At 64.3% G+C, this 12,549-nt stretch carries 14 protein-coding genes; 4 read left to right on the top strand and 10 right to left on the bottom strand.

Annotated features, from left to right (window positions below; all coding sequences use genetic code 11):
- Positions 1–82 precede the first annotated feature (82 nt).
- Together Q0K09_RS05455 and Q0K09_RS05450 are read left to right on the top strand one after the other, a co-directional pair.
- Positions 83–640: a phosphatase PAP2 family protein gene (locus tag Q0K09_RS05455; protein ID WP_294473886.1), complete on the top strand. Its 558-nt coding sequence runs from the start codon at positions 83–85 to the stop codon at positions 638–640.
- A complete protein-coding gene (locus tag Q0K09_RS05450) occupies positions 637–1,347 on the top strand; it encodes a 5'-methylthioadenosine/S-adenosylhomocysteine nucleosidase (RefSeq protein WP_294473883.1) in 711 nt (236 codons plus the stop codon). Before Q0K09_RS05455 ends, Q0K09_RS05450 begins: the two co-directional genes overlap by 4 nt.
- A gap of 68 nt (positions 1,348–1,415) precedes the next feature.
- Here the strand turns inward: Q0K09_RS05450 and Q0K09_RS05445 are convergent, their stop codons facing one another.
- The 10 genes from Q0K09_RS05445 to Q0K09_RS05400 form a co-directional block, all read right to left on the bottom strand.
- Positions 1,416–3,914 carry an ATP-dependent Clp protease ATP-binding subunit gene (locus tag Q0K09_RS05445; RefSeq protein ID WP_294473878.1) on the bottom strand — a complete coding sequence of 833 codons (2,499 nt, stop codon included), beginning with the start codon at positions 3,912–3,914 and terminating at the stop codon, positions 1,416–1,418.
- Positions 3,915–4,033: 119 nt separating this feature from the next.
- Entirely contained in the window at positions 4,034–4,762 is a 729-nt protein-coding gene (locus tag Q0K09_RS05440) for a CvpA family protein (protein WP_294473874.1), read from the bottom strand.
- Positions 4,759–5,430 carry a hypothetical protein gene (locus Q0K09_RS05435; protein WP_294473872.1) on the bottom strand — a complete coding sequence of 224 codons (672 nt, stop codon included), beginning with the start codon at positions 5,428–5,430 and terminating at the stop codon, positions 4,759–4,761. The genes Q0K09_RS05440 and Q0K09_RS05435 overlap by 4 nt, the downstream gene beginning before the upstream one ends.
- A gap of 216 nt (positions 5,431–5,646) precedes the next feature.
- Entirely contained in the window at positions 5,647–6,816 is a 1,170-nt protein-coding gene (locus tag Q0K09_RS05430) for a DUF5711 family protein (protein ID WP_294473869.1), read from the bottom strand.
- Between the two features lie 24 nt (positions 6,817–6,840).
- Positions 6,841–7,611, bottom strand: a complete 771-nt coding sequence (truA, locus tag Q0K09_RS05425; RefSeq protein ID WP_294473866.1) for a tRNA pseudouridine(38-40) synthase TruA — start codon at positions 7,609–7,611, stop codon at positions 6,841–6,843.
- Between the two features lie 13 nt (positions 7,612–7,624).
- Positions 7,625–8,431, bottom strand: a complete 807-nt coding sequence (locus Q0K09_RS05420; RefSeq protein WP_294473863.1) for an energy-coupling factor transporter transmembrane component T — start codon at positions 8,429–8,431, stop codon at positions 7,625–7,627.
- Positions 8,431–9,297 carry an energy-coupling factor transporter ATPase gene (locus tag Q0K09_RS05415; protein ID WP_294473862.1) on the bottom strand — a complete coding sequence of 289 codons (867 nt, stop codon included), beginning with the start codon at positions 9,295–9,297 and terminating at the stop codon, positions 8,431–8,433. The genes Q0K09_RS05420 and Q0K09_RS05415 overlap by 1 nt, the downstream gene beginning before the upstream one ends.
- 7 nt (positions 9,298–9,304) lie before the next feature.
- Positions 9,305–9,562, bottom strand: coding sequence for a hypothetical protein (locus tag Q0K09_RS05410; RefSeq protein ID WP_294473860.1), 258 nt, complete (start codon positions 9,560–9,562; stop codon positions 9,305–9,307).
- The gene (locus tag Q0K09_RS05405) at positions 9,559–10,419 is read right to left on the bottom strand and encodes an energy-coupling factor transporter ATPase (RefSeq protein WP_294473857.1); all 861 of its coding nucleotides are present in this window, start codon (positions 10,417–10,419) and stop codon (positions 9,559–9,561) included. The genes Q0K09_RS05410 and Q0K09_RS05405 overlap by 4 nt, the downstream gene beginning before the upstream one ends.
- Before the next feature lie 19 nt (positions 10,420–10,438).
- On the bottom strand, positions 10,439–11,305 hold the full coding sequence (locus Q0K09_RS05400; RefSeq protein WP_294473851.1) for a class I SAM-dependent methyltransferase: 867 nt from the start codon (positions 11,303–11,305) through the stop codon (positions 10,439–10,441).
- Between the two features lie 312 nt (positions 11,306–11,617).
- On the opposite strand from Q0K09_RS05400, the gene Q0K09_RS05395 reads away from it, so the two are divergent.
- Positions 11,618–12,145 (top strand): QueT transporter family protein, encoded by a 528-nt coding sequence (locus tag Q0K09_RS05395; RefSeq protein ID WP_294473848.1) that lies wholly within the window; start codon positions 11,618–11,620, stop codon positions 12,143–12,145.
- A 27-nt stretch (positions 12,146–12,172) separates the two neighbouring features.
- Positions 12,173–12,549 (top strand): sugar phosphate nucleotidyltransferase (locus tag Q0K09_RS05390; protein ID WP_294473844.1); only part of this gene is annotated, 377 nt, incomplete at its 3' end.

Below are 12,549 nucleotides of genomic sequence, written 5' to 3'. Positions count from 1 at the left end.
CGTTTCGGGGCGGGGCCGGAGGCCCCGCCTTTTTCCTGCCCTGGGCGGGTTCATGCTGAATATACAGGAGGTGGAAGACCCCATGCTGGATACCCTTTTGGCCCTGGACGGGGCCTTTCTGCTGTGGGTGCAGGACGTCCTGCGCACCCCGGCGCTGGACGCGTTCTTCACGGCCTTTACCCAACTGGGCAACGGGGGCCTGATCTACATCGCCCTGTCGGTGCTTCTGCTGCTGCACCCCAGGACCCGGCGGGCCGGCTTCTGGGCCCTCATCGCCATGCTCTTCGGGCTGGTCTGTACCAACCTGATCCTCAAACATCTGGTGGGCCGGATCCGGCCCTGGCTGGTGGTGGAGGGGCTGACCCCTCTGGTGGTGGAGAACGACCCCCTCTCCTTTCCCTCGGGACACACCTGCGCCGCCTTTGCCGCCGGGGTCACCTGGGCCCGGTACGCCAAGTTTAAGTGGCTCAAGCTCCTCTGCGTGGTCCAGGCGGTTCTGATGGGCTTCTCCCGGATTTATGTGGGGGTCCACTTTCCCACCGATGTGTTGGCGGGCTGCGCTGTGGGCTGCTTTTGCGCCTGGCTGGCCTGGAAGGTCAGCCTGTGGGCCGGGCCGCGCTGGAAGGAGCGGCGGACATGAGAGAACTCATTTTAATCCAGGGAGCTATGGACGTGGAAACGGAGTGGCTGACCGCCCAGCTGGAGGCCCCGGAGGAGATTGTGCTGGGAGGCTTTTCCTTCCGGCGGGGCCGCTGCCGGGGGCGGGAGCTGGTGGTGAGCCCCACAGGGGTAGGGATGGTTCGGACCGCCGCGGCCACCGCGCTGGGCCTTCAGCGCTTCGCCCCCGCCCTGGTGGTGAACCAGGGCATTGCCGGGGCCCATCGGGAGGACCTCCGGGTGGGGGATATTGTAGTGGGCCGGACCTGTGTGTCCATCCACCATGTCCAGACGCCCCCCAGGGGCGGGGGGGAGGGGATGGCCCCTCAGAGCTGGGCCCTCTGGGACTTTGCCCAGGAGGCGCCCCCTGTGCCCTGGCAGGCCGATCCCGACTGGGCGGCCCGGTTCGAGGCGGCCCCCTACGCCGGGGGCCGGAAGCTCTCCGGCCGGCTGGGCAGCGGGGACGTCTTTAACCGGGAGAACGACCGCATCGCCTGGCTCCGGGCCCGGGCGGGGGAGGACTGCGAGGACATGGAGAGCGGAGCCTCCTGCCAGATCTGCCGGTCCTTCGGAACCCCCTGGATCGGCCTGCGGATCATCTCCAACAACGAGCTCACCGGGGAGCCCTACCGCCGGGAGGTAGGGGAGCTCCTCCAGCGGTTTGTCCTGGCGGTCCTGACGGATCAATAGCAGAGAAGCGGACAGCGGCGCATGGAGTCAACTCCACGCGCCGCTGTTTTTTCATGTTCAAACTGGATTCAGAGGGCCAGAAGCTCAAGCTTGCCGTCCTGCTCCACCGCCTTGAGCTGGGTGATGGGGTGCTGGTAGCTCTCGATGATCTTGGTGGCGATGGGGTCCTCCAGGTCCTTCTGGACCTGCCGGCGCAGGTTCCGGGCGCCGTAGGTGACGGAGTAGGAGGTCTTCACCAGATGGTCCAAAATGTTCTCGTCCCAGGTAAAGGCGATACCCTTCTCCCGGAGGTTGCCGGTGAGCTCGCTCAGCATGAGCTTGGCGATCTCCTTGAAGTTCTCCTCGGTGAGGCGGTTGAAGTAGACCACCTCGTCCACCCGGTTGATGAACTCGGGCCGGAGGAACTGGCCCAGGGCCTTCAGGGCCTTGTCCTTGCCCTGCTCGTTGGCGGTGCGGCCGAAGCCCACCGAGCCCATGCCCTTGTCGCTGCCGGCGTTGGAGGTCATGACAATGACAGTGTTCTCAAAATTCACCACCCGGCCCTGGGCGTCGGTGATGTGGCCGTCGTCCAGAATCTGGAGCATGATGTTGAGCACGTCGGGGTGAGCCTTCTCGATCTCGTCGAAGAGGATGACGCAGTAGGGCTTCCGGCGGACCTTCTCGGTGAGCTGTCCGGCCTCGTCATAGCCCACATAGCCCGGAGGGGAGCCGATGATCCGGCTGACGGCGAACTTTTCCATAAACTCCGACATATCCAGACGGATGAGGGACTCGGGGGAGTTGAACATGTCCTGGGCCAGCTGCTTGACCAGCTCGGTCTTACCCACGCCAGTGGAGCCCACGAAGATGAAGGACACCGGCTTGCGCTTAGAGGCGATGCCCACCCGGCCCCGGCGGATGGCGTTGGCCACGGCGTGGACCGCCTCGTCCTGGCCGATGATGTGGGCCTTAAGCCGCTCTTCCAGGTGGGCCAGGCGCTCATACTCCTGCTCCTGAATCTGGCTGGCGGGAATCTTGGTCCACAGCTCGATGACCCGGGCCAGGTTCTCCACCGTCAGGGGGGGATTCAGCTCTCCGGCCAAGGCGTCCTTTTCCCCGGTGAGCTGGAGCTCCTGGCTCTTGAGGGCAGCCAGGCGCTGGTAGGCCCGCTCGCTGCTGGCCCGCTCCAGGTTCTCCCGCTCCTGGGCCACCTGGCTGAGCTGCTGCTGGAGCTCGGAGAGATGGGTCTGCCGGGAGGCGGGGTCCTCCCCCTCGGCTGCGGGCGTGGCCTCCAGCCGCTCCTTCTGTTGGAGGAGGGCGTGCTCCTTCCGGCGCAGTTTCTCAAAGGGCTCGCCGGACTTGTCGTTGGCGGCGGCCAGCATGACCTCCCGCTCCTTGGCGATGTCGGCAAGCTCCTTGTCAATCTGCATGGTGCGGGTCAGAGCCTTGTTGTGGAGGTTGACGTCAGAGGAAGCCTCGTCGATGAGGTCGATGGCCTTATCGGGCAGGAAGCGGTCGGTGATGTACCGCTCCGACATGGTGACGGCCAGCCGGCACATCTCCGGGGAGATTTTGACGTGGTGGTACTGCTCGTAGTAGGGGGCGATGCCCTTGAGAATCTGGATGGCGTCCTCGATGGAGGGCTCCTCCACCATGACGGGCTGGAAGCGGCGCTCCAGGGCGGAGTCCTTCTCAATGTATTTGCGGTACTCGGTGAGGGTGGTGGCGCCAATGACCTGGATCTCCCCCCGGGAGAGGGCGGGCTTGAGGATGTTGGCGGCGCTCATGGAGCCCTCAGCGTCCCCGGCCCCCACCAGGTTGTGGACCTCGTCGATGACCAGAATGATGTTGCCCAGCTTCTTGATCTCCTCGATGAGACCCTTCATCCGGCTCTCAAACTGGCCCCGGAACTGGGTGCCCGCCACCAGGGAGGTCAGGTCCAGCAGGTAGACCTCCTTGTCCAGCAGCTTGTAGGGCACGTTGCCCTCGGCGATGCGCAGGGCCAGGCCCTCGGCGATGGCGGTCTTGCCCACGCCTGGCTCGCCGATGAGGCAGGGGTTGTTCTTCTGCCGGCGATTCAGAATCTGGACCACCCGCTCCAGCTCAGAGTCCCGGCCCACGATTCGGTCCAGCTTGCCCTCCCGGGCCTGTCCCGTCAGGGAGATGCAGTAATTCTCCAAAAACTTCCGCTTGGGGGGGCGCTCCTTGCCGGGGGCCTTCTCTTCCCGGGGCTGGCGGGGCTGCTCTCCGCCCGGCTCCCCCTGGGAGCCGCCGCCGAAGAGCTTATTGAGGAAGGGGAAGGTGGCGGTGCGCCCTTCGTCATCCTCGTCGTCCCCGCCGTCCTCCTGGGGGACCAGGCCCTCCATCCCCTCGGCGCCGCCGAATGCGGACATCATCTCGTTGGTGAGGCCGTCCAGGTCCTCGTCGCTGATGCCCATTTTCTGCATCATATCTTCCACGGGCTTGATCCCCAGCTCCTTGGCGCACTTGAGACAGAGGCCCTCGTTCTTGGTCTCGCCGCCCTCAATGCGGGTGAGAAAGATCACGGCCACGTTTTTATGGCATCGGGAACATAGTGTTGGCTGCATGTCTTGTTTCTCCTTTAAGAGGGATGGGTCGCGGCTGCATACACCCCTCAGATAGATCAGCATAACCCAAGATTATGAACTGGTCATGAATTTTACGCAAAATTTCGCACGAAAAAGATTCAGATCGAAAGGGAGGCGGAGAAGGCAATGCCGTCGAAAATCAGGGTCAGCGGATTGGTGTTCAGAAAGAACTTGAGCAGGTGGGTCTGCTCCACCGTCTCCTCGGGGATGACGCTGCCCAGGTAGCGCAGCACCCAGGCGCACAGGAAGAGGACGGCACAGCCCTTGAGCAGCCCTAGAATGGCCCCGCCGGTGCGGTTGAGGGTGTGGAGCCCCGGCAGCCGGGCCACCAGGTTCAGGGTGTGGCTGAGAATGGTCCACAGCACCAGGATCACAGCAGAGGAGACCACGAAGAGGAGCATATAGGCCACGCGCTCGGCGATGGAGGCCGCCACTGCGGCGGCCACGCCGGCGGCGGTCTCAGTCATCCCCTGATCCACCGCCCGTTCCACGGCGTCCACAGCGCTCTGGTAGAGCCCCATGTCCCGAAGGATCTCCAGTAGGTCGCTGAGGGGGATGTTTCCGGTATCCAGGGCCTCCCCGCCGGGGAGGGCGGCCTCCAGATGGTCCTCCAGCCGCTCTTCGATGGCGGCGGCGAAGCGGGGCTCCAGGGCGTCGGCCACCTGGGGGGCCAGGAGGCCGGCCACAAAGCCGGCCCCGAGGAAGGACACCAGCATGGCCCCAAGGCCGCAAAGGGTGAGGATCAGCCCCCGGGAGGCCCCCCGGAGGGCAAAGGCCGTCAGGACGGCCAGAAGAATCAAGTCCAGGATCCGTGCGGAAGCAGTCATGGTTCACCTCTACATGTCTTGCGGAACCGTTCGATTTCCTGCAATGCAGCATTGATATCGCGGGATGGATTGAGTATGGCGATATTTTCCGCATCGACTGAATGCGTATTATAAATTTTTTGAACAGTAGAAAGGTCGAATTGGCGTTCATAATAATCGTCGGCCCACTCTTTCCATTCCAATGGGGTTTTACAGATATACATAAAGAGATAATCCTTTCCGCCATCGTCATCCGCCCACTTATTTTGTGTCCACTGATGATCAGTGTTCCTATACCACATACAGAAGGTTGTGTTTTCCCGATCTTCTTTTGTCAGCAGATTTAAAAATGGAGCAGGGACATCCGCATAGATATAGTCGAAGAAAGCCTCATTCCATTCATCCGCGCCAAACTGATTTAGCGGACTTTCATGGTCAAATCCTTTTACAAAAACCCCGTCCTGGATAAACCATATCTCCAAAGTGTCTCCAGACCCGTTATTGATGAGATATTTGTATCCATTTTTTGCTGGACAATAGGTGTAAACGCGCAGCCAGCTTTCCGCTTCCGGCAGGATAATCATATCTAAAAGACACATGGATTTCAAGCAGCTGTCCAGGGCGTCAACCTGAAGGTCCTCATCCATGGAGAGGTTCTCGGATGGTTGATTTTGGTCATAAATTTCCATGTTGTACCTCCGTTTGCTATCTTGTCTGGCGTTCCTGCGCCGCAATTTATGAGATAAAGCGTCCAGGTAAGGGATAGCTGCAAAGCAATTTCGTCTGCCGGGGAAAGTACGTCATACCGGATTTTTGGGCTGATTGGAAACATAGCAATGTGCGCAGTGATGAGGGGCCTTGGACGTCGGCCAGCAGTTTTTCAGAAATTGGGATGGGTACTTGTTTCAATCAGGGATATAGAGCCGGGCGGTGTCATTGCCCACCAGGAGAGCGGTGCCGTCCTCCCGAAGGACCACATTCCAGACCCCCACGGCGCCATCCAGAGTCCGGTAGACCTCCAGGTCCCGGGTGTAGAGGGTGAGGCCGGAGGCGGTGAGGACTCCCACATACCGCCCGGCGGCGGAGAGGTCCAGCACCTGCTCCTCCAGGTCCAGGGCGCCCAGGACCTCCCCGGAGGCATCCACCGTCACCAGGGTGGCCGCGCTGCCCGCCCGGTACCGGCCCAGCAGGAGGGCGGCGAAGCCATCCCCGCCCAGGTCGAAGTCCTTTAAGTACTCTCCGCCGTAGTCGTAGGAGACGCGGGCGGAGCCGTCCTGGGCCACCAGGTCCAGGGCGCTCTCCCCCAGGGCCCAGAAGACCCCGCTGGAGGCCCGCAGGTCCAGCACGGCGTTGTTGCCCAGGGGAAAGGAGGCGAAGGGCTCGTCGCCCTCCAGGGCGTAGAGGTCCAGAATGCTCTCGAAGGCGTTGCCCTCCTGTCCGATGGTGAGCACGGCCACCGTGTCCCCGTCCTCAGAGAGGATGCCGTCCATCACCAGGCGGGTGCGCCGCACCGCCATGACGGGGGCGTCCCCGTCATAGACGGTGACGATCCCCTTGTAGCCGGTCTCCTGGGTGGCGACGGTCCACATTTCGCCGGGCCCCATCCGGGCGGAGAGGATTTCGTGGCCCGGCTCGGTGTCCAGGGAGAAGACGGGGGCGCGGTCCCGGTAGATCCGAAGGGTATAGCCCCCGGCGTCGTAGACCAGGGCGGCGTCCCCCCAGACGTCCGCCATGGGGGCGGTGAGGGAGAGGGGATCGGAGAAGTATTCCACACCTCCGGTGGAGTAGAGCCGGGCACCGGCGGTGGACCAGACCAGCAGGTCGCCGCCCACATTGGAAAAGCCGCCCCGGCCGGAGCTCTCATAGCGGAAGGACTCGGCCTGGCCGGAGTCGCTCCGCTCCAGGGCGCGGTAGGTGAACCAGCGGCGGATGCCGTCGAAGTTCAGTTTGTCCCGGTAGACCACGGCGGCCACCGCCCCCAGCAGCAGGGCCAGGGTCAGCAGAAAGGCCAGCAGCCGGAACAGCAGGCTGGGTTTTTTCTTGGGCGCCGGCGGGACCGGCCTGAGTTCTTCCATAGTATGCGCTCCCAGTGGCAAAAATTACAGCACGTCCTCGTCGTACCAGAGCCGGGTCATGTAGAGCCCCCCCGGCGGAACGGTGGGTCCGGCGGCGGTGCGGTTTTTCTCCTCCAGAATGCGGCTGACATCCTCCGGGGCGAACTTGCCCTCAGCGGCGTAGACGCAGGTGCCCACCATGGCCCGCACCATATTGTAGAGGAAGCCGTCGGCGCACACCCGGCACTCGATGAGGTCCCCGGTGCGGCGGATGTCGAAGTAGTGGACCGTCCGCACCGGGGAGCGGACCTCGGTGCCCACGGCCCGGACGGCGGAGAAGTCGTGGGTGCCCACGAAGCAGTCGGCCGCCCGCTGCATCAACGTCTCATCCAGGTGCCGGGGGTAGAACCAGGCCCGGTTGACATAAAAGGCGTTCCCCAGCCGGGAGTTGTAGATGCGGTAGGTGTACTCCTTCTTCCGGCAGGAGCCGATGGCGTTAAAGGAATCGAGGACCTGGGTGGCCTTTACCACCACGATGTCGTCGGGCAGGCGGGTGTTCACAGCCAGAGGGATGCGCTCACAGGGGATGCGGGAGGTGGTGCGGAAGTTGGCCACATAGACCTCGGCGTGGACGCCGGCGTCGGTGCGCCCGGCTCCGGTACACTTTACTGGGTGGCACACCACGGTGGAGAGGGCCTTCTCCAGGGTCTCGGCCACGGAGACGGCATTTTTCTGCACCTGCCAGCCGTGGTAGGCGGTGCCCACATACATGAGCTTCAGGGCAATGTTTCGTGTTTCAGCGCTTTCAGCGGCCATGTCCGCCCTCCTTTCAAAGTCCCAGCCGGCCCAGGGCCCAGACGCCAACGGCCAGGGCGCAGAACAGGACCAGCGCGGCCGCGTCTGCCCCCTGGAAGCGGAGCTGCCGCAGGCGGGTGCGGCCCTCGCCGCCGTGGTAGCAGCGGCACTCCATGGCGACAGCCAGCTCGTCGGCCCGGCGGAAGGCGGAGATGAAGAGGGGCACCAGCAGGGGCACCAGGGCCTTGGCCTTCTGGAAGAGGTTGCCGGAGTCGAAGTCGGCCCCCCGGGCCTTCTGAGCGGACATGATCTTGTCGGTCTCCTCAATGAGGGTGGGGATGAACCGCAGGGCGATGGACATAATCATAGTCAGCTCGTGGACGGGCACATGGAGGCGCTTGAGGGGGCTGAGCAGCCTTTCCAGGCCGTCGGTGAGCACCAGGGGGGAGGTGGTGTAGGTCAGCAGGAAGGTGGAGGAGATGAGGAAGGAGACCCGGAGCACCATGAAAAAGGCGGTCCAGATGCCCTCCTGAGTGAGACGCAGGAACTTCCACTGCCACAGGACGGTGCCCGGGGTGTAGAACATATTGAGCACGGCGGTGAGCACGATGATGAACAGGATGGGCCGCATCCCCCGCAGGAGGGCCGCTGGGCGGATTTTGGCCACGGCGGTGCAGGCGGCCAGCACCAGGAAGAGGACGGCATAGCCCGCCGCGCCTCCGGCCAAAAAGAGAGAGACAATATAGAGGACGGTGCACAGGAGCTTGGTCCTGGGGTCCAGGCGGTGGATGATGGTGTGCCCGGGGAAATACTGTCCCAGGGTAATGTCGCGCAGGGCCATCAGTTCCCCCCCTTTCGCCGCAAAAAGTCCCGGACGGCCTCCCGGGCCTGCCGGATGGTGTAGACCGAGGGGTCGATGTCTACCCCCATGGACCGGAGCCGGTGGAAGACCCGGGTGACCTGGGGGACCCCCAGGCCCAGGGCCTCCAGCTCCTCCCCGTGGGCGAAGACCTCCCGGGGTGCGCCGGAGAAGGGGATGCGGCCCCCGCTGACCACCACCAGCCGGTCCACGGACCGGGCCACCTCCTCCATGGAGTGGGAGACCAGGATGATGGTGGCGTTTTTGGCGGTGTGGTAGTCGTGGATGTTGCGCAGGATGCTCTCCACCCCCACGGGGTCCAGCCCGGCGGTGGGCTCGTCCAGCACCAGCACGGCGGGCTCCATGGCGATGACCCCGGCAATGGCCACCCGGCGCTTCTGACCCCCGGAGAGCTCAAAGGGGGACTGCTCCAGCACGGCGTCGGGGAGCCCCACGAAGGCGGCGGCGTCCCGGACCCGGCGGTCGATCTCCTGCTCCTCCAGGCCCATGTTGCCGGGGCCGAAGGCGATGTCCTGATAGACCGTCTCCTCAAAGAGCTGGTACTCCGGGTACTGGAACACCAGCCCCACCTGGAACCGGGTCTGCCGGGTGCGGGCCTTGCTCGCCCAGATGTCCTGCCCAGCGAAGAGGACCCGGCCGGAGGTGGGCTTGAGCAGGCCGTTGAGGTGCTGGATGAGGGTGGACTTGCCGGAGCCGGTCCGGCCGATGATGCCCAGGTACTCCCCCCGATAGGCGGTAAAGTCCACGTCTACCAGGGCGGCGTGTTCAAAGGGGGTGCCGGCGGAGTAGAGATGGCTGAGTTTTTCCGTTTGAATGATGGCGTCCAAGAGTGGATCAGTCCTTGCTTATTTGAGATCGGCGGTCTTCCAGCCGCCAGAGCCGGTCCCGCAGGAGCGCCACCTGCTCCTCCAGCCGCCGGACCCGGCGCAGAAGGGCGTAGAGCCCGCCGCCCAGGGCGGTGAGGATCAGGCTGAGCAGGATGCGGGCCCACAGTTCCATCCAGAAGAGGAAAGCGGCCAGGTGGAGGAGGGCCATGGAGAGGGCGAAGATAACGATGCAGGCGCCAAGGACAGGGTGGTCTGTGTGGTTCATCGGGCGTCTCCTTCTTCCGTGAGCAGGCGGAAGAGGGCCTGGGCGCATTCCTCGTCGGAGAGGGCGTCCAGGGGGAGGTCCAGGCCCTCCTGCCGAAGCTCCCAGCACAGCTCCACCGTCTCGGGGACAGTGAGCCCCACAGACTTGAGGGCCTCCACATTGGTAAAGACCCGCTTGGGGGGGCCGTCGGCCACTACGCGGCCCCTGGACATAACCACCAGCCGGTCGGCCTGGGCGGCCTCGTCCATGTGGTGGGTGATGAGAACCACCGTCACCCCGGAGGTCCGGTTGAGGGTCTTGATGGTCTCCAGCACCTCCCGGCGGCCCACCGGATCCAGCATGGCGGTGGGCTCGTCCAAAACAATGCACCGGGGCGCCATGGCCAGGACCCCGGCGATGGCCACCCGCTGCTTCTGCCCCCCGGATAGGAGGTGGGGGGCGTGCTCCCGGTACTCGTACATGCCCACGGCCTTCAGGGCGTCGTCCACCCGGCGGCGGATTTCCTCCGGGGGAATCCCCAGGTTCTCCGGGGCGAAGGCCACATCCTCCTCCACCACGCTGGCCACAATCTGGTTGTCGGGGTTCTGGAAGACCATGCCCACGGTGCGCCGGATGTCCAGCAGCCGCTCCTCCTCGGCGGTGTCGGTGCCGTCCACATAGACCCTTCCCCCGGTGGGCAGGAGGATGGCGTTCATGTGCTTGGCCAGGGTGGACTTGCCGGAGCCGTTGTGGCCCAGCACCGCCACGAAGGAGCCGGCGGTGATCTCCAGATTTACCCCGTCCAGCACGACGGGGGAGACCCCCTCGGCGGAGACGTAGGAGAAGCGGAGGTTTTGGGTCTCGATGATGCGTTCCATGCGTAATCCCTCGCTTGTGTCAGGTCTCCGCCACCCAGCGGCCGGCGGCCCCGGCGGGGAGGAAGAGGCCGGTATCTGTGACAGGCAGGCCCAGCTCGCCGCTCTCGGTGCGGCCGCCATACCTTCGGCTCACCACGGACTCCAGGATATAGGTGAGGACCGACGGGGCCAGCCCCGTGGTGTAGGAGTTGATGAGGAAGAAGAGGGGCTCGTCGGAGAGGACCCCAGAGACCAGCTCCACAAAGGGCCAGAGGTTTTCCTCCAGCTTCCAGACCTCCCCGGAGGGCCCCCGGCCGTAGGAAGGGGGGTCCATGATGACGGCGTCGTAGCGCCGGCCCCGGCGGAGCTCCCGCTCCACAAACTTGGCGCAGTCGTCCACAATCCAGCGGATGGGGGCGTCGGCAAGGCCGGAGAGCTTAGCGTTCTCCCGGGCCCAGGAGACCATCCCCTTGGCGGCGTCTACATGGCACACGGAGGCCCCCGCCGCCGCGCAGGCCACCGTGGCCCCGCCGGTGTAGGCGAAGAGGTTCAGCACCGAAATGGGCCGCCCGGCGCGCCGGATGAGTCCGGCGCAGAAATCCCAGTTGGCGGCCTGCTCCGGGAAGAGGCCGGTGTGCTTGAAGTTCATGGGCTTGACCTGGAAGGTCAGTTCTCGGTAGGCGATCTTCCACTGCTGGGGGACGTCCCTCTTCTCCCACTGGCCCCCGCCGGTGGAGGAGCGGGCATAGCGGGCGTCAGGCCGGCGCCACCGGGGGTCGGTCCGGGGGGTGTCCCAGATGGCCTGGGGGTCGGGCCGCACCAGGATGCGGTCCCCCCAGCGCTCCAGCTTTTCCCCCCGGCCGCAGTCAAGCAGTTCATAATCCAGCCATTGATCCGAAACCCACATGCCGCCCGCTCCTTTCCAGCCCGCAAGAAAATCACGTCATTATAGCACAGATCGGCTCCAGGGTCAATTCTCACCCCTTCTTCCATTCACGCCCGCCCTCAAAACCAATTTATGGGCTTGCCCCGTCAAAAAGACAGATCGGACTATACAGCGGCAAAAATCCGTGTTATAATAGACTCGACTGGTTCCCCACCCAGTCCAACCGGCGCGGAGAGAGCCGTCCGGGCGTTTTGTACCGCACGCCCGGGGAAGGGACCCGCGCCGCTGTACGGGGTACACGTACTCTAAACAAAAAATGGAGGTCTTTTTTTCATGCGAAAGTTTTCCACCCGTGAGCTCACCCTGTCCGCCATGGTGGCGGCGCTCTACTTCGTCCTGTGTTACTTCGGAAACATCTTCCAGCTCACCTTTGGGCCCGTTCAGGTCCGGCTGGGAGAGGCCCTGACGGTGCTGCCCTTTCTCTTTCCCTCCACCGCTCCGGGGCTGACAGTGGGCTGCCTGCTCACCAACGTCCTCTCTCCCTATGGGCCCATTGACATGATTGTGGGCACTCTGGCCACCGCCTTGGCCGCCTTCCTGACCGCCCGGATGCCCCGGTGGTATCTGGCCGGCCTGCCTCCCATTGTGATGAACGCCCTGCTGCTACCCCCCATGTGGGCCTGGGCGGAGACGGGGGCACTCAACGAGGCATTTTGGGCGGCCTACGGCCTGAACCTGTGGACCTTCGTGGCCGGCGAAGCCCTGGCCTGCTATGTGCTGGGCACGGTCCTGCTGCGCCTGCTGCCGCGGATCAGGTTCTTTTACCATCTTATTCTTGAGAGCCGGCTGCACGCCGCCTGAGCCGCTCTCCCCACGGAGGGGTCTGTTATGAAAGTACGAAAAGCCGTCATCCCGGCGGCGGGTCTGGGAACCCGGATGCTGCCCGCCACCAAGACCGTCCCCAAGGAGATGCTCCCCCTGGTGGATAAGCCGGTCATCCAATACATCATCGAGGAGGCGGTCTCCGCCGGCATCGAGGATATTCTGGTGGTCACCAACCGGGCCAAGTCGGCCATGGACGACTACTTCGACTACTACCCAGAGCTGGAGGAGCGACTGGCCCGGGCCGGCAAGGAGCGGGAGCTCCAGGAGGTCCGGCGGGCGGCCGACCTGGCCAACATCTTTTATGTCCGGCAGAAGGAGACCAAGGGCCTGGGCCACGCCATCTGGCGGGCCAAGCGCTTCGTGGGGGACGAGCCCTTCGC

It is taken from the genome of uncultured Intestinimonas sp., from assembly GCF_944387725.1.
Lineage (GTDB): Bacteria > Bacillota > Clostridia > Oscillospirales > Oscillospiraceae > Intestinimonas.
Note: the sequence above shows the minus strand (reverse complement) of the source record. Positions and strands in the feature narration are given on the sequence as shown.